Below are 18,583 nucleotides of genomic sequence, written 5' to 3' on the forward strand. Positions count from 1 at the left end.
GACCAGGGCTCTGTTTTTTCCTGGCTTCACTGACCTCAATATTGTGAACTTTCATCCTGAAACCGAGTCCAACCTGCTGAATCCATTTTGAATGTCTTTTTAATACAAAAAGGATAAATACTCACTTTGGCGTTTTGAAGGAGCCAGGCATGAGCCCTGTTAACAGCAATTCGGGCATTGACTCGCCAACACCTGTACAACCTCAACTTGAGGAAGCATCAACGGTTGTCAGTGCAGGCAGGGAAGTTAGTGTATACCACCAAAATCAATCGCCATTGCTCTGTTTACCCTATGAAACAAAGTCAATGATTATTCGCTATTTGGGTTTTCGCGAGATTACCCGTTTAGCCAAGGTATGCAGGCATCTTCGCGATCTTGTTGAAAACGATAAAGCTCTGGAAAGAGCCTGGTTTCGCCGATTTCCTTCACAACACCAATATCAACTAAAGGCCATGATAACGAGAAAAGATCAGCAACAACTTCGTGACTGGCTGGCGCCGTTTGCGGATGAGGAAACTATCGAGTCACTTTTAAAACAACGAGAAAGTACTTACTTTCCTGCTCAACTCCTTTTTACCAACAGTAAACTGATGTCTCAATGTAAAAAATTCAAGCTGGTAGAAAAAGCCAAAATTCCCCATCCTGACGGTATCATCACAGCCAACTTCAGTGCCGACAGCCGTCGTGTAGTGACCGTCAGTTGGAATCATAAGCTGAAAATCTATGGCCAGGAGAATGATGGAACCTGGGAAGAAAAAAACACTATTACCTATAGTGGTGCAGTCGGGTCGGCCAGCTTTAGCCCTGATGGCCGTCATGTGTTAGCCACCGGTTCCGCTAATGATAAGACAGTCACTATCTACAGTCAGGCGGACAATGGATCCTGGGAAGCAAAAGCCAGCATTCCCGTTCATAGTGTCAGTTCTGTCACCTTCACTGCTGATGGCCGCCGTTTGATGACTGTCGGTCCAGATCACACGGTGAAATTCTTTGGTCAGGGGGACAATGGATCATGGGAATTAAAGGATACTATTTACCATACCAGTCCAGTAAATTCGGCCAGGTTCAGTGTCGATGAGAGTCTTCTGGCGATCCAGGATACAGAACTCGTTGTTACAATCTATGGCAATGGGGCCGATGGATCATGGGTGGAAAAAGCCACCCTTCAAGACACCCCGAGCGTAATTGCCAATATCAGCGCCGATAACTGCCACCTGTTAACCTACAGTTCAGATCGCACGGCAAATATCTATGACCTGCAGGCCGATGGATCATGGAAAAAAGCAGCCACGATTTATCATGATGATGTACTCCACTCAGCCAGCTTCAGCGCCGATAGCTGCCATGTGGTGACCGCCAGTTTTGATTGTAAGGCGAAAATCTACAGCCAGAGGGCTGATTCGTCATGGCAAGAAAAAGCCTGCATTACCCACAATGAACATCTCACCTCGGCCACCTTCAGTGCCGATTGCCTTCATGTGGTGACCACCAGTTGTGATAGCACGGCAAAAATCAATGGCCTGCAGGCCAATGGATCATGGCAAGAAGAAGCCAACATTAGCCATAAGCACTTCGTCCTCTCAGCCACCTTCAGTGCAGATGCTCGTCTTGTGGTTACCGTCAGTATGGATGGTACGGCGAAAGTTTTTGGTCTGCAGACCGATGGGTCATGGCTGGAAAAAGCCACCGTCCGACACGAGAAAGAACTCATCTCAGCCAAATTCAGTCCCGACGACCGACATGTGCTGACCGTCAGTTATGATTGCAGTGCGAGAATCACTGAACTATCGAAGGCCGATGATGATCGAATGAGCCTGACCCACCTCCTGCCTCAGGTTGAATGCATCCTCTTTTGATCCATGACCTTGAAAAATTTTCCCGGATCAGGGCTCTGCTTTTTCCTGGTTTCACTGACCCCAATATTTTGAACTTTCATCATAAAACCGAGTCGAATCTATTTTGAATGTCTTTTTCATATTTTTCATACAAAGATAAATACCAACTTTGGAGTTTTAAAGGAGCCAGGCATGAGCCCTGTTAACAGCAATTCGGGCATTGACTCGCCAACCCCTGGACAACCTCAACTTGAGGAAGCATCAACGGTTGTCAGTGCAGGCAGGGAAGTTAGTGTATACATGCAAAATCAATCGCCATTCCTCTGTTTACCCTATGACACAAAGTCGATGATTATTCGCTATTTGGGTTTTCGCGAGATTACCCGTTTAGCCAAGGTATGCAGGCATCTTCGCGATCTTGTTGAAAACGATAAAGCTCTGGAAAGAGCATGGTTTCGCCGGTTTCCTTCACCACACCAATATCAACTAAAGGCCATGATAACGAGAAAAGATGAGCAACAACTTCGTGACTGGCTGGCGCCGTTTGCGGATGAGGACACTGTCGAGTCACTTTTAAAACAACGAGAAAGTACTTACTTTCCTGCTCAACTCCTTTTCACCAACAGTAAACTGAAGTCTCAATGTAAAACATTCAGCCTGGTGGAAAAAGCCGAAATCAACCATTTTAACCGTATCAGCACAGCCACCTTCAGCGCCGACAGCCGCCATGTGGTGACCGCCAGTTGGGATCATAAGTTGAAAATCTATGGCCAGGAGAATGGTGGAACCTGGGAAGAAAAAAACACTATTACCCATAGTGGTGCAGTCAAGTCGGCCAGCTTTAGCTCTGATGGCCTTCATGTGTTAGCCACCGGTTATGATAAGACAGTCACTATCTACAGTCAGGCGGACAATGGATCCTGGGAAGCAAAAGCCACCATTCCTGATGTTAATAATGTCAAATCAGTCACCTTCATTGCTGATGGCTGCCGTTTGATGACTGTCGGTCCAGGTCACACGGTAAAATTCTTTGGTCAGGGGGACAATGGATCATGGGAATTAGAGGATACTATTTACCATACCAGTCCGGTCAATTCGGCCAGGTTCAGTGTCGATGAGAGTCTTCTGGCGATCCACGATATATATGCCGTTATTACAATCTACGGCAAGGGGGCCGATGGATCATGGGTGGGAAAAGCCGCCATTCAAGACCTCCAGATCGCAATTGCCGATATCAGCGGCGATAACTGCCATGTGGTGACCAGCAGTTGGGATGGCAGTGCAAAAATCTATAGCCAGAAGGCCTCTGCATCATGGCAGGAAACAGCCTGTATATCCCACTTTAGATGGCTCACCTCAGCCAACTTTAGTGCCGATTGCCTCCATGTGGTGATCACCAGTGACGATAATACGGCAAAAATCAGTGGTCTCCAGGCTGACGGATCATGGCAGGAAGAAGCCAGTATTCCCCATAAGGGCAGAGTCGTCTCAGTCACCTTCAGTGCCGATGGTCGTTTTGTGGTGACCGCCAGTGAGGATGGTACGGCGAAGGTTTTTGGTCTGCAGACCGATGGCGCATGGCTGGAAAAAGCTACCATCCGACACAAGAATGGAGTCCTCTCAGCCGACTTCAGTCCCGATGACCGATATGTGGTGACCATCAGTGATAATTACATTGCGAGAATCACTGAGCTGTGGAAGGACGATGATGATCGAATGAATGTAACCCGACGCCCGCCTCAGGTTGGTTGTCTCCTCTTTTGATCCATGTCCTTGAAAAATTTTCTCGGATCAGGGCTCTGCTTTTTCCTGGTTTCACTGACCCCAATATTGTGAACTTTCATACTAAAACCAGGTCCAACCTGTTGAATCCATTTTGAATGTCTTTTTAATACCAAAAGGATAAATACTCACTTTGGCGTTTTGAAGGAGCCAGGCATGAGCCCTGTTAACAGCAATTCGGGCATTGACTCGCCAACACCTGTACAGTCTCAACTTGAGGAAGCATCAACGGTTGTCAGTGCAGGCAGGGAGGTCAGTGTATACATCCAAAATCAATCGCCATTGCTCTGTTTACCCTATGAAACAAAGTCAATGATTATTCGCTATCTGGGTTTTCGCGAGATTACCCGTTTAGCCAAGGTATGCAGGCATCTTCGCGATCTTGTTGAAAACGATAAAGCTCTGGAAAGAGCCTGGTTTCGCCGATTTCCTTCACAACACCAATATCAACTAAAGGCCATGATAACGAGAAAAGATGAGCAACAACTTCGTGACTGGCTGGCGCCGTTTGCGGATGAGGACACTGTCGAGTCACTTTTAAAACAACGAGAAAGTACTTACTTTCCTGCTCAACTCCTTTTCACCAACAGTAAACTGATGTCTCAATGTAAAGCATTCAGCCTGGTGGAAAAAACCGAAATTAACCATTCTAACCGTATCAGCACAGCCACCTTCAGCGCCGACAGCCGCCATGTGTTGACCGCCAGTGTGGATCATAAGTTGAAAATCTATGGCCAGGAGAATGGTGGAACCTGGGAAGAAAAAAACACTATTACCCATAACGATGCAGTCATGTCGGCCAGCTTTAGCTCTGATGGCCGTCATGTGTTAGCCGTGATAGCCTACGGTTACCGTCATACATTCAATATCTACGGTCAGGCAGACAATGGATCCTGGGAAGCAAAAGCCTCCATTCCTCATGTTCTCAATGTCAATTCAGTCACCTTCAATGCTGATGGCCGCCGTTTGCTGACTGTCGGTCCAGATCACACGGTGAAATTCTTTGGTCAGGGGGACATCGGATCGTGGGAATTAGAAGAGACTGTTTATCATTCCAGTCTGGTCCATTCGGTCAGGTTCAGTGTCGATGAGAGTCTTCTGGCGATCCTCGATATAAATTACGTTGTTACAATCTATGGCAAGGGGGCCGATGGATCATGGGTAGAAAAAGCCACCCTTCAAGGCATCGCAGAAATCGCCAATTTCAGCGCCGATAGCTGCCACCTGTTAGCCTACAGTTTAGGTCGCACGGCAAATATCTATGACCTGCAGGCCGATGGATCATGGAAAAAAGCAGCCTCAATTTGTCATGATGATTTGCTCATCACAGCCACCTTCAGCTCCGATAGCTGCCATGTGGTGACCGCCAGTTGGGACGGCAAGGCAAAAATCTATAGCCAGAAGGCCTCCGCATCATGGCAGGAAAAAGCCTGTATCTCCCACACTAATAGAGTCGTCTCAGCCACCTTCAGTGCCGATTGCCTCCATGTGGTGACCACCAGTGACGATAATACGGCAAAAATCAGTGGTCTCCAGGCCGACGGATCATGGCAGGAAGAAGCCAGCATTCCCCATAGGCACAGAGTCTTCTCAGCCACCTTCAGTGCCGATGGTCGTCTTGTGGTCACCGCCAGTGTGGATGGTACGGCGAAAGTTTTTGGTCTGCAGAACGACGGCGCATGGCTGGAAAAAGCCACCATCCGACACGAGAAAGGATTCATCTCAGCCGACTTCAGTCCCGATAACCGACATGTGGTGACCGTCAGTAATGATTACAGTGCGAGAATCACTGAACTATGGAAGGGAGACGATGATCGAATGAGCACAACCCAGCAACTGCCTGAGGCTAGTTGTCTCCTCTTTTGATCCATGACCTTGAAAAATTTTCCCGGATCAGAGCTCTGCTTTTTCCTGATTTCACTGACCCCAATATTTTGAACTTTCATCCTGAAACCGAGTCGAATCCATTTTGAATGTCTTTTTCATATAAAGATAAATACCAACTCTGGAGCTTAGAAGGAGACAGGCATGAACCCTGTTAACAGCAATTCGGGCATTGACTTACCCTCGCCAACACATGGACAACCTCAACTTGAGAAAGCATCAACGGCTGTCAGTGAAGGCAGAGAGGTTAGTGTATACAAGCAAAATCAATCGCCATTGCTCTGTTTACCCTACGAAACAAAATCGATGATTATTCGCTATTTGGGTTTTCGCGAGGTTACCCGTTTAAAACTGGTATGCAAATTTCTTTGCATACTTGTTGAAGAGGATAAAGTTCTGGAAAGAGCGTGGATTCGCAAGTTTCCTTCGCCCTACCATTATCAACCAAAGACCATCGTCAGGACAAAAGATGAGCAACAACTCCGTCATTGGTTGGAGGCGTTTGCGGATATGGGCACTGTCGAGTCACTCTTAAAACAACAAAAGAGTATTTATTTTTCTGCTCAGTTACTTTTCATCAACAGTAAACTGATGTCTCAATGTAAAAAATTCAAGTTAGTGGAAAAAATCGAAATGACCCATGATAAAAAAGTCAGAGCGGTCAATTTCAGCCCCGATGATCGCCATCTGGCATCCGTCAGTGAAGATAAAACAGTGAAAATCTGCAGCCAGAAGACCGATGGATCATGGGAACCAAAAGCCACCTTTTTCCATAATCACAGGGCTGTTTTAGCCAACTTCAGCCCCGACGGCCGCTATCTGGTAACTGCCAGTCACGATAATACAGCAAGAATCTATGTTCAGCAGGACGATGAATCATGGGCACCAAAAGCCACCTTTACCCACGATAATTGGGTTGCATCAGCCACCTTCAGCCCAGATGGCCGCCATCTGCTAACCGCCAGTCATGATCACACAGCGAAAATCTACGGTCAGGGGGACGATGGATCATGGGAGGTAAAAACCATCATTTTCCATGATCATATGATTCTTTCAGCCACCTTCAGCGCTGATAGTCAGCATATGATGAGCGTCGGCTTTGATCACACGGTGAGGATCCGTAGTCAGGGGGACGATGGATTATGGGAAGTAGAGGACACTATTCATGAAAGTTATGTCTATCTAGCCAGGCTCAGTCCCGATGACCGTCATCTGGCGATCATCTGTGTTGATTACGCTCTAAAAATTTATGGTCGGGGGGACGATGGATCATGGGTAAAAAAAGCCCCCCTTCAACACAGGAGCACAATCACATCTGCCAACTTCAGCGCCGATAGCTGTCATCTGGTAACCGTCAGTTTAGATGACACGGCAAAAATCTTTGACCTGCAAACCGATGGATCGTGGAAAGAAATAGCCACGATTCCTCATGATTGTAACGTTCGCTCAGCCGAATTCAGCGCCAATAGCCTCCATGTGGTGACTGCCAGTGATGATAAGACCGCAAAAATATACACCCGGAAGGCCCCTGGATTATGGGAAGAAACAGCCTGCATTACCCATAAGAAGGTGGTCAACTCAGCCAAATTCAGCGCCGATTGCCTTCATGTGGTGACCACCAGTGATGACAACACAGCGAAAGTCCTTGGCCTGCAGGCCGATGGATCATGGTTGGAAAAAGCCATCATCAGGCACAAGAAAGCAGTCACCTCAGCCAAATTCAGTACCGATGGCCGAAACCTGGTGACGGTCAGTAAAGATATCAGCGTAAGAATCACCGAACTACGCAAGAAGGATTGATGATCGAATAAGCGTATTTTTGCTTAGAACCGATTAAAAAACAGTGTCAGGTGTCTTTGTGCCAGTCTCTGCTATGCTGTTCCTCTTTGACATTTTATCAAGGAGTAACCCATGAGTGCGAAACCCAAACCTCAGTCGACAGAGATTGATCATATTCGTAACACTCTGGCTGACGTAGTTGACGGCCTTGGTCAAACCCGTGGTGAGATGCACCAGAGATTTGACCAGCAAGATAAGCGCCTTGACCAGCAGAGCAAAGAAATCAGCGAACGGTTTGACCAGCAAGATAAGCGCCTTGAGCAGCAAGATAAGCGCCTCGACCAGCAAGGTTCTGATATTGCTGCTATCAAAGAAATGCTCCAAGCCTTACTCTCCCGCCAATAACCACGCCACCTAACAACTCACTTGACGGGGAAAGCTACGCTGCCCTCAGTTCTGGGTTATATCGAGAGCACAATGGCAATTTTTGCACTTGGCTCTCAATGAAAAAATTTCTTTCCATTCTTTACCCGAATCAGGGCTCTTCTTTCTCTTAATTATTTTGAACTTCCATTATAAAACCGAGTCTAAGAGATCGATTTAATTTCGAACGCGCTTTCCAAAACGGAAATAAATAAGTACCTGGCCAGTTGGTTTCGCATATTCTGGCGAGTGGATTTTCTCATCCTTCAAGGCGCAACGACGGGCGCGTAGCCTTAGCTACGCAACCAGAGTTGGAACGCAGAAGGATGGAAAAAGCCGCCGTCCAGAATATGCGAAACCAACTGGTTAGGTACTTACTGCATTTTTGGGGCTTTGGAGGAACCCGCCCGATATGAACCCTTTGAACAACAATTCCAGCGATGACGGTACAGTCTCGCCAACACCCAAGCGACCTCGACTGGAAGCAGTGCCAACGGGTGTCACTGCAGGCAGGGACGTTACTCTGTATACCCAAAATCAATCTTCATTCCTCCGTTTGCCCGACGAACCAAAATCTGTGATTATTCGCTATCTGAGCCTTCGCGAGATTGCCCGTTTGGCGAGGACATGCAAATATCTTGGCGATTTTGTTGAAAACTCTAAAGCCCTGGAAAGAGCATGGTATCGTCGATTTCCTTCACAACACAGAGATCAACTGAAGACCATCTTTAAGGCAAAAACGAATCAAGAACTCCGCGATTGGTTGAGACCGTTTGCGAATAATGAAACTATCGAGTCACTTGTAGAACGACGAGATAATGCTTATTTCCCTGCTCTGTTCCTATTCACCAATAGTAAATTGATGTCTCTATGTGAAAAATTCAACCTGGAGACAAAAACCGAAATCATCCATTCCAGCTGGATCCACAAAGCCACTTTAAGCCCCGATAGCCGCCACCTGGTGACCGCCTGTTTGGATAATATATTGAAAATCTCCAGCCGTGAGAACGATGGATCATGGAAAGTTAAAGCCAACATTTCCCATAACGTCACATCAGCCACCTTCAGTCCCGATAGCCGCCATCTGCTAACCGCCAGTCGCGTTAATGCGGTCATCTATGGTATGGAGGAAGATGGATCATGGAAACTAAAATTCACAATTTCCCATGAAGATGGGGTCTGCTCAGCCACCTTCTGTGCAGATGGCCATCATGTGTTGACCTCCGGTTTGGATAAAAAGTTGAAAATCTATAGACTGGAGAACGATGGATCATGGCAAGCAAAGACCACTATTAACCATAATACTCAAGCCGGTCTGGCCAGCTTCAGCATCGATGGCCGTCATTTGATGATCTACTCTACATACTCTGTGACAATCTACGGTAAGCAGGCCAATGACTCCTGGAACGAAAAAGGCACCATTAACCATAATGGTTGGGTGATGACGGCCCAATTCAGCGCCGATGGCGGCTATGTGGTAACTGCCAGCAGGGATGGCAAGGCAAAAATATATGGCCTGCAGGACGATGGGTCATGGAAAAAAACAGACGAGATTCAGCATGATGGCAGTGTCTATTCAGCCAAGTTCAGCACCGATGGCACTCAGGTGGTGACCGCCAGTGAAGATAAAACGACGAAAATCTATGGTCTGCTGGCCGGATCATGGGTAAATAAAGCCATCATTCCTCACGAGAGCCCGGTCCACTCAGCCATCTTCAGCGCCGATAGTCGCCATTTGTTGACCACCATTACTAACAACACGGCAAAAATCTATCGTCTGGAGACCGATGGATCATGGGTAGAAAAAGCCACCATTTCTCACAAAGACAGGATCTATTCAGCCACCTTCAGTACCGATGGTTGTCTTGTAGTGACCGCCAGTAAGGACGCAACGGCGCAAATTTATGGTCTTGGGGCCGATGGATCATGGCTTCAAAAAGCTATTATTTCCCACAGGGGTGTTATCGGTCTCGGCTCAGCCGCCTTCGGTGTCGATGGCCGACATGTGGTGACCTTCAGTGATTACTCGGCAAGAATCACTGAACTACAGAAGGACGTTTGATGATCGAATGTTCGTCGTCGGCTAGCAGCAATCACTTAATCGTTCAACATCTCATCTGGAACTCGGCAACGCCTGTAACCTCTTAATCGCCTAAAGCATTGTCACTGTAGCTGTCATTTATGTCAGGGATTTATTTTTATTATTAATCCAAGTTAAAAGAGTGATGTTTCTGAAAAGGTTTGGATACATTTTTTGTTATGCCCTGCTAAGAAAAATACAAATATTGAGGAGCCAAGAAAAAACATGAATGTTACAGAGCTTAATTCAGAACTTTTTAGTAAAGACCTGACAAGGTTTTTAAATGAGCCTGAATCAAAAGGTAGCCCAAGCTTTAAGAACAGAACCATCAAAATTGTGGTTGCTACCCGGCAGTACATGAGCGATACCATTTTAGAGAGGGGGTATGGTGATATTGCATCCGGGGTAAGAGAGTTGGGATATGTCAGGAAACTCTTTCCTGAAGCAACTTGCTCATTTGTCTTTGAACACCATGCCGCTGACATTGATGAGCTGAATCGATTAAGATCCATTGCCACCTTTGACGACGTTAAAACCTTCATTCTGGATGGTCGCCGTCGACAAATATACCGGCCACCTGAACAGCAGCAGTTAGACAAAGTGCATCAGGAAGAGGAAGTCCGTCAATTGCTGCATGAGGCCGATTTTATCTTGCATGGCCCGAGTGGTTTGATAGCGCCCTTGGCAAACAGCCATGGTGAATTTGCCAGCAAAACTGTGGGTGTTAGTGAATATGAACTCAAAAGCGGAGAATATAGTAAAAAAGGCCGTCATGGAATAGAAGAGATTGATATGGGTTTTAGCTGTCAGCGTTTATACCTGATGGAAAATACATACCCTGACACTGTATTCAAGGACGATTTACTGCGTAAGTATTGCGCTAATCCACTGAGCAAAAGCAGTGATGGGAATGACCAGAGCGTATTTTATTTTGTCTATGGTCATGCTAAATATTTTCTTGCTCAGGCGCTGAGAATTCTGGTGCTGATGGAAGCAAACAACGACAGAGATGTGGTGTTAGTCAGCTCTCAGCAGCTTAATCCGGGCCACGTCAGCGAGTATTTCTCTGAACAGCAGCCGGACTTTTTTCCCTATAAGTCTGTTAAGGTATTCAAAATCAACAGTGATGATAAAAAAGATGTGATCATGACTTTCCAAAATCCCGATGGTGAGCAGGAAAAAAATATACACATTATTACCCCTGGTCGAATAGTAAATAGTGACTTTGATCTTTTACAACAAGGTTCTGTAATCAATTGGAGTTCCGGTGATATCAGTCTCTCCGATGTTCTTGCCAAAGGAAAAATCCCAATCGCTGAGCCCTATAAAAAAGAGGATCTATTTTGGGGAATGTTGAATGCAGTGAAAAAGTTTTGTGCAATTCCGGGAAATGAGCAATATGGTTCTTTGATGGGCCCTTGGAGAACGGCTTGTGCGAGCTTAGCTTATAACCCCAGGAAAAGTTCTCTCACGAAAAGCCTGGCCAGCAGAGTCTCGTTGCAACAACTGCTTGGCTCGCAATGGCAAGCGTTCGAACGTGACTTCACGGATTGGTTAAAAAAGAACAATCAAACCGAATCATTTATCCGGGAAAAAGCAGAAGCGATTATCCGGAAAACCCTCTTTGCTGAAAACGATGACAATTCCAGCAATGACAGTTCACTCTCGCCAACAACTCAGCAACCTCAGCTGGAGAAAGCACCTGCGGGTTTCAGTGCAGGCAGGGAGTGACTGTCTATGAGAAAAGTAAATATTCAATTGCTGGTCGCCGAGAGTTTACACTCAAAAATAAATAAGGATATCCATTCGATCCCGATCAATAGATGCTCTGTAAATCAGTTTGTTTTCCTCTAATAAAGCAACAGCTTTCAAGAATAATGCATGACCTTGTTCAACAGCCTTTTTAATATCCATATGTGTATTTAAATACTGCTGCTTAATATGTGTCAGGTAATCAAGGTCATAACTATCCACGTAGCTGATACGGGCAGCATAGCCTTTAACATTCTGTTTTTTCTTAACTCGCATTTTGTCTTTCGCTGTGTTGTAAATAACCTCTGCCAGATTAGGAACCACTGGATCATAGTCGTATCTCAATGTCAGTTTGAACCCCCCGGGTTCCTGATAGAGTGTATCCGGGTGCACGGAAGCTGACATCGGATTAATGCCTTTGGCTAACAGATAATCATGATATCCTTCATACATTTTGTACCTTCTGATTGACTGCTGATAAGCGAAATCACGCAACCAACTGATATTATCACCTGTCAGAAAGCAGCTTCGATGATAGGAAGCGATGTCCAGAATATCGTCCAAAGCCCAGGGAAAAGCTTGTACGACATCGCGAACAATCTCTAATGCAGTGCGGTGGTCGGGTACAGTGTCAGAGTAATGATCAAGGTCAATCATACCGACCTTGTATTGAGTATTGCCATTGTTATCCACTGCTTGAAAGGGAGGAATATTATCGTAACGAATACGCTCTCCTGTCAGCGTTCCACCAATGGTAAAGTCAGGAATTCCCCTCAGGCAGGCCAGCGTCGTCAGATCTTTAATAGCATCACGATAACCTTTGCGATTCAGGCTGTACTCCATATAGTGTGCAAACCAATCTGTTGGTATATTGACCCGCTCTGTAAGCAACATCGCCAGACCACCTATGATCACTGGGAGCATTTTTGGAACAAACAGGTGTTCCAGGCCAAAAGCCTCAAAAAATGTCCGGGCAGAGAGCACTCGACCTGAATTTCTCTGGTCGGTTTTCAGAATATAACCAGGGTACTGATCAATGGAGTAAATGAGGTCGTATCCGCCAACCTTGCGCCTGTCTTTTTGATAGTTCACAGGTTCTGTCCTTGAGTTCAATTCCGCAAGCACAGCGTCAATACTTGGTTCAGAACTGGCAATAGCGCTTGAAACAAAGCAGAACAGCGAGCCGACCAGATATTTTCTTATACCGGATGGTTTCCATGTCTTTTTCAATTTTTCACCTTCGAAAGCTGGATAATTCAGAAAGGATAATTCAGGACAAAGATAGTTCAGGACACGCAGACTAGTGCAGCTAAGCTCTGATATCCATACACCCCTCGTTCCCACGCAACAGAGGGTGTCGCAAAACCCGTTCCCCTCCCGTCATTTCCGGCCTCACTCCCGTCATTCCCGCGAAGGCGGGAATCCACACAGACTCATCACCAGAACCATACTGCCCGGTGTCCCCCTGGCCTTTTCATCCGCGAGAAGGCAGAGACCCGCTGTTGGCGCTGGATTCCCGCCTTCGCGGGAATGACGACCTCAGAGTATCGGAACGAGTGGCCTGTATGGATATCAAGGCTTGGCTGCACTAGGAGGCTGACCGAGAATAGCGCCCGTAGCGAGGACGGCAGAAAATTGAGGATGAAAATTCGGTTTTGTGAGGAGAATAGCGAGCTATTTGACGAACAAAAGCGGATTTTCAGACCAATTTGCTGCCGCCGCAGTAGGGCAGTCTATTCTCGGTCAGCCTCCTAGACATGGCAGAAAATAAAATATTCCCGGGAAAGTGCGGCATTTTTAATGTACGGAATTGCACCCAAGTCATGAATACGGGCATTCAGGTAAAAAATATAAATAGACGATTTGAAACCCTGAGGGTATGCAAATATTTTCACGATCTTAATGAAAAAATACCTTTCTATCATTTTCACGAATCTGGAATCTGTTTTTTCGTCAGTTTCGCTGGCCTTAATGTTATGAACCTCCGTTATAAAACCGACTCAAAAATAAATCAGCATATCCATTCGATTCCGATCAACAGATGCTCTGTAAATCAGTTTGTTTTCTTCTAATAAAGCAACTGCTTTCAACAATAATTCATTACCTTGTTCAATACCCTTATTGTAATCCATATAGGCATCTATATACTGCTGTTGAATATATCTCAGGTATTCAAGGGCACAACTGTTCACGTAGCTGATACGGGCAGCATAGCCTTTAACATTCTGTTTTTTCTTAACTCGCATTTTCTCTTTCGCTGTATTGTAAACAGCCTCTGCCAGATTAAAAACCTCTGGATCATAGTCGTGCCTCAATGTCAGTTTGAACGCCCCGGGTTCCTGATAGAGTGTATCCAGGTGCACGGAAGCTGACATCGGATTAATGCCTTTGGCTAACAGATAATCATGATATTCTTCATACATTGTGTACCTTCTGATTGACTGCTGATAAGCGAAATCACGCAACCAACGGATCTCATCACCTGTCAGTAAGCAGCTTTGATGATAGGAAGCGATTTCCAGAATATCGTCCAAAGCCCAGGGAAAAGCTTCCGCAACTTCGCGAACAGTCTCTAATGCAGGGGGGCGGCGGACGGGTACAGTGTCATCGTAATAATCAAGGTCAATCATAGCGACCTTGTATTGAGTATTGCCATTGTTATCCACTGTTTGAAAAGGAGGAATATTATCGTAACGAATACGCTCTCCTGTCAGCATTCCATTAATGGTAAAGTCAGGAATACCCCTCATGCAGGCCAGCGCCGTCAGATCCTTAATAGCATCACTATAACCTTTGCGGTTCAGACTGTACTCCATATAGTTTGCAAAACTATCTGTTGGTATGTTGACCCGCTCTGTAAGCAACATCGGCTGACCACCTACGATCATTGGGAGCATTTGTGGAACAAACAGGTGTTTCAAGCCAAAAGCCTCAAAAAATGACCTGGCAGAGAGCACTCGACCTAAATTTCCCCGGTCGATTTTCAGAATATAACCAGGGTACTGATCAATGGAGTAAATGGGGCCGCGCCCGCCAGCCAGACGCCTGACTTTTTGATAGTTCACAGGTTCTGTCCTTGAATTCAATTCCGCAAGCACAGCGTCAATACTCGGTTCAGAACTGGCAATAGCGCTTGAAACAAAGCAGAACAGCGAACCCACCAGATATTTTCTTATACCGGATGGTTTCCATGTCTTTTTCAATTTTTCACCTTCGAAAGCTGGATAATTCAGGACACGTAATTTAGACATGGCAGAAAATAAAATGTTCCCGGGAAAGTGCGGCATTTTTAATGTACGGAATTGCACCCAAGTCATGAATACGGGCATTCAGGTAAAAAATATAAACAGACCATTTGAAAGCCTAAGGGTATGCAAATATTTTCACGATCTTAATAAAAAAATACCTTTCTATCATTTTCACGAATCAGGACTCTGTTTTTTTTGTCAGTTTCGCTGGCCTTAATGTTATGAACCTCCATTATAAAACCGACTCCAACTCCATCAGAATTGAACAAATTTTGATTACCCTTTCTGAGCAAGGATTAAAACTGACTCAGGCGCTTTGGAGGAGCCCGATATGAACCCTTTAAACATCAATTCCGGCAATGACAGTTCAACACCTCAGCAACCACAGCGGGAGGAAGCACCTGCAGGTTTCAGTATCGGCAGGGAAGTGATTGTCTATGAGAAAAGTAAATCTCCATTCTTTGATCTGCCCGATTTAGAAAAGTCCCTGATTTTTCGCTATTTGGGTCTTCGCGAGATTACCCGTTTAAAAAGAGTATGCAAATATTTTCACGATCTTGTTGAAAATAATAGAACGCTGGAAAGAGCATGGATTCGCCAGTTTCCTTCACCCTTTCAATCTCAACTAAAGACCATCGTCAGGACAAAAGATGAGCAACAACTTCGTAATTGGGTGCAGGCGTTTGCGGATATGAGCACGGTCGAGTCACTCATGGAACAACAAAAGAATATTTATTTTCCTGCTCAGTTATTTTTCATCAACAGTAAACTGATGTCTCAATGTAAAACGTTCAAGTTAGTGGAAAAAATCGAAATTATCCATGATAAAAAAGTCCAGACAGTCAACTTCAGCCACGATGAACGCCATCTGGCAACCGCCAGTGACGATAAAACAGCGAAAATCTACCACCAGAAAACCGATGGATCATGGGAACCAAAAGCCGTCATTTCCCATAAGGGTGTTGTCGCCTCAACCAAATTCAGCCCCGATGACCGCCATATGGTAACCGTCAGTTACGATAAAACAGCGAAAATCTATCGTCTGGGAGACGATGGATCCTGGCAACAAAAAACCACCGTTGGCCATTATGGCTGGAGCTATTCAGTCAACTTCAGTCCCGATGGCCAACATCTGGTAACCGCCAGTGACGATAACACAGCGACAATCTATGGCCTGGACGAAGATGAACAATGGGGAGTAAAAAACACTATTTCCCATAAAGGAATGATCACTTCAGCCACCTTCAGCGCTGATGGGTGCAATCTGGTGACCGTCAGTGTGGATAGCGTGAAAGTCAGTAGTCAGTTGGACGATGGCTCATGGGCAGTAGAGGGCGCTATTCATGAAAGATATATCGCTTCGGCCAGGCTCAGCTCCGATGGCCATCATCTGGTGATCTCCGGTTTAGCTGCAGGTGTAAAAATCTATGGTCAGGGGGCCGCTGGATCATGGGTAAAAAAAGCCACTTTTAGTCACAGGGGCCTGATCAACTCTACCAGCTTCAGCGCCGACAGCTGCCATCTGGTAACCGCCAGTAGTGATCGCACGGCGAAAATCTGTCACCTGCAGGACGATGGATCATGGCAAGAAATAACCAGGATTCATCATGATAGTGAGGTCTTCGCAGCCAACTTCAGCGCCGATTGCCGCCATGTGGTGACCGCCAGTAAAGATAACACGGCGAAAATCTATAGCCTGCAGGACGATGGGTCATGGAAAGAGCAAGCCTGTATTACCCACAAAGGGGCGGTCAACTCAGCTAACTTCAGTGCCGATTGCCTCCATGTGGTGACTGCCAGTGATGACAACATGGTGAAAATCAGTGGCCTGCAACTCGATGGATCATGGCGGGAAAAAGCCACCATTCAACACAACAATAAAGTCACCTCAGCCAGTTTCAGCACCGATAGCCGAAATCTGGTGACCGTCACTAAAGATAACAAGGTGAGAATCACTGAACTGCGAAAGAAGGATTGATGATCGAATCATTCCACTGACCTCACTCTTTTGAACTTCCATTATAAAACCGGGTCAAACAGATCGAATCAATTTTAAATGCCCTTTCCAGGCAGAGATAAATAGCGACTCTGGAGCTTAAGAGAAATCAGGCATGGACCCAATAAACAGCAATGCCAGCATTGACAATTCACTCTCGCCAACACCTGAGCAACCTCAGCAGGAGGAAGTACCCACAGGTTTCAGTGCCGGTAAGGAAGTGACTGTCTACGAGAAAAGTCAAAGTTCATTCCTGAATTTGCCCGAATTAACACAGCGTATAATTATCCGCTATCTGGGCTTTCGCGAGATTACCCGTTTAAAAAAGGTATGCAAATATCTTCGCGATCTTGTTGAAAATGATAAATCTCAGGAAAGAGCCTGGTATCGCCAGTTTCCTTCACCCTACCAATATCAGCCAAAGACCATTATCAAGACAAAAGATGAGCAACAACTCTGTAATTGGTTGAAGCCGTTTGCGGATAGGGACACTGTCGAGTCACTCTTAAAACAACAAAAAAGTATTTACTTTCCTGCTCAGTTACTTTTTATCAACAGTAAGCTGATGTCTCAATGCGAAAAATTCGAGTTAGTGGAAAAACTCGAAATTATCCATTATGGAGAAGTCAGAATGCTCAATTTCAGCCCCGATGATCGCCATCTGGCAACCGCCAGTAACGATAGAACAGCGAAAATTTATGCTCAGCAAGACAATGGATCATGGGAACCAGTAGCCACCATTTTCCATAGGGACAAGGTCCTTGCAGCCAAATTCAGTCCCGATGGCCGCCATCTGGTAACCATGAGCTACAACAACATAGCGGTAATCTCTTGCCTGGCCGACGATGGATCATGGGAAGAAAAAACCATCATTCCCCATTTTGGCTTTGGCAATGCAATCAACTTCAGTCCCGATGGCCAACATCTGATAACTATGAGTGATTGTGACACAGCAAAAATCTATGGTCTGAACGGAGACGGACAATGGGAAATAAAAAACACCATTTCCCATGATTGGATGATCTTTTCAGCCACCTTCAGCGCTGATGGATACAATCTGGTGACCTTCGATGGGGCTAGTGTGAAAATCTCCAGTCAGATGGATGATGGCTCATGGGTAGTAAAAGACAGTGTTTATGATGGAAAAATCACTTCGGCCAAGCTCAGCTCCGATGGCCATCATCTGGTGATCTCCGATGTAGATGAAGTTGTGAAAATCTATGGTAAGGGGTCCGCTGGATCATGGGTAAAAAAAGGCACTCTCCGGCACAAGAGACTAGTCAACTTTGCCGACTTCAGCACCGACAGCTGCCATCTGGTAACCGTCGGTTTAGATCGCACGGTGAAAATCTGTCACCTGCAGGACGATGGATCATGGAAAGAAATAACCAGGATTTGTCATGACGGTCGGATCTTCTCAGCCAACTTCAGCGCCGATTGCCGCCATGTGGTGACCGCCAGTAAAGATAACACGGCCAAAATCTACAGCCTGCAGGACGATGGATCATGGAAAGAACGAGCCTGTATTACCCACAGGGGGGCGGTCAACTCAGCCAACTTCAGCGCCGATGACCTCCATGTGGTCACCGCCAGTGAAGATAACACGGCCAAAATCATTGGCCTGCAGGCCGGTGGATTCTGGCTGGAAAAAGTCATTGTTCAACATGATTGTGCAGTCACCTCAGCCATCTTCAGCGCCGATAGCCGACATGTGGTGACCGTCACTGAAGATTGCATCGCGAGAATCACTGAACTGCGGAAGAAGGATTGATGATCGAATCATTCCACTGACCTCACTCTTTTG

At 45.9% G+C, this 18,583-nt stretch carries 12 protein-coding genes; 10 read left to right on the plus strand and 2 right to left on the minus strand.

What is annotated here, in order from left to right; all coding sequences use genetic code 11:
- The first annotated feature begins 149 nt into the window (after window positions 1-149).
- From ACOJUO_RS06600 to ACOJUO_RS06630, 7 genes are all read left to right on the plus strand, one after another.
- Window positions 150-1,856: an F-box/WD repeat-containing protein gene (locus ACOJUO_RS06600; protein WP_422139316.1), complete on the plus strand. Its 1,707-nt coding sequence runs from the start codon at window positions 150-152 to the stop codon at window positions 1,854-1,856.
- A gap of 171 nt (window positions 1,857-2,027) precedes the next feature.
- A complete protein-coding gene (locus tag ACOJUO_RS06605) occupies window positions 2,028-3,599 on the plus strand; it encodes an F-box/WD repeat-containing protein (RefSeq protein WP_422139317.1) in 1,572 nt (523 codons plus the stop codon).
- A gap of 174 nt (window positions 3,600-3,773) precedes the next feature.
- A complete protein-coding gene (locus tag ACOJUO_RS06610) occupies window positions 3,774-5,483 on the plus strand; it encodes an F-box/WD repeat-containing protein (protein WP_422139318.1) in 1,710 nt (569 codons plus the stop codon).
- 162 nt (window positions 5,484-5,645) lie between these two features.
- Window positions 5,646-7,301 carry an F-box/WD repeat-containing protein gene (locus ACOJUO_RS06615; protein WP_422139319.1) on the plus strand — a complete coding sequence of 552 codons (1,656 nt, stop codon included), beginning with the start codon at window positions 5,646-5,648 and terminating at the stop codon, window positions 7,299-7,301.
- A gap of 111 nt (window positions 7,302-7,412) precedes the next feature.
- Entirely contained in the window at window positions 7,413-7,685 is a 273-nt protein-coding gene (locus ACOJUO_RS06620; RefSeq protein WP_422139320.1) for a hypothetical protein, read from the plus strand.
- 430 nt (window positions 7,686-8,115) lie between these two features.
- Window positions 8,116-9,765 carry an F-box/WD repeat-containing protein gene (locus ACOJUO_RS06625; protein WP_422135947.1) on the plus strand — a complete coding sequence of 550 codons (1,650 nt, stop codon included), beginning with the start codon at window positions 8,116-8,118 and terminating at the stop codon, window positions 9,763-9,765.
- Window positions 9,766-10,008: 243 nt separating this feature from the next.
- Window positions 10,009-11,514 (plus strand): hypothetical protein, encoded by a 1,506-nt coding sequence (locus tag ACOJUO_RS06630; RefSeq protein ID WP_422139321.1) that lies wholly within the window; start codon window positions 10,009-10,011, stop codon window positions 11,512-11,514.
- A gap of 51 nt (window positions 11,515-11,565) precedes the next feature.
- Here ACOJUO_RS06630 and ACOJUO_RS06635 read toward each other — a convergent pair whose 3' ends face one another.
- Window positions 11,566-12,765: a hypothetical protein gene (locus tag ACOJUO_RS06635; protein WP_422135949.1), complete on the minus strand. Its 1,200-nt coding sequence runs from the start codon at window positions 12,763-12,765 to the stop codon at window positions 11,566-11,568.
- Window positions 12,766-12,992: 227 nt separating this feature from the next.
- Between ACOJUO_RS06635 and ACOJUO_RS06640 the strand changes: the two genes are divergently transcribed.
- On the plus strand, window positions 12,993-13,127 hold the full coding sequence (locus ACOJUO_RS06640) for a hypothetical protein (RefSeq protein WP_422132603.1): 135 nt from the start codon (window positions 12,993-12,995) through the stop codon (window positions 13,125-13,127).
- A 408-nt stretch (window positions 13,128-13,535) separates the two neighbouring features.
- On the opposite strand, the gene ACOJUO_RS06645 is transcribed toward ACOJUO_RS06640, so the two are convergent.
- A complete protein-coding gene (locus ACOJUO_RS06645; RefSeq protein ID WP_422135950.1) occupies window positions 13,536-14,738 on the minus strand; it encodes a hypothetical protein in 1,203 nt (400 codons plus the stop codon).
- A gap of 376 nt (window positions 14,739-15,114) precedes the next feature.
- Here ACOJUO_RS06645 and ACOJUO_RS06650 point away from each other — a divergent pair, with 376 nt between their 5' ends.
- Complete coding sequence (locus tag ACOJUO_RS06650) at window positions 15,115-16,761, plus strand: F-box/WD repeat-containing protein (RefSeq protein WP_422139322.1); 1,647 nt, start codon at window positions 15,115-15,117, stop codon at window positions 16,759-16,761.
- A gap of 133 nt (window positions 16,762-16,894) precedes the next feature.
- The gene (locus tag ACOJUO_RS06655; protein WP_422135952.1) at window positions 16,895-18,550 is read left to right on the plus strand and encodes an F-box/WD repeat-containing protein; all 1,656 of its coding nucleotides are present in this window, start codon (window positions 16,895-16,897) and stop codon (window positions 18,548-18,550) included.
- Window positions 18,551-18,583: the final 33 nt, after the last annotated feature.

It is taken from the genome of Endozoicomonas sp. ALC020 (assembly GCF_049275935.1).
Lineage (GTDB): Bacteria > Pseudomonadota > Gammaproteobacteria > Pseudomonadales > Endozoicomonadaceae > Endozoicomonas_A.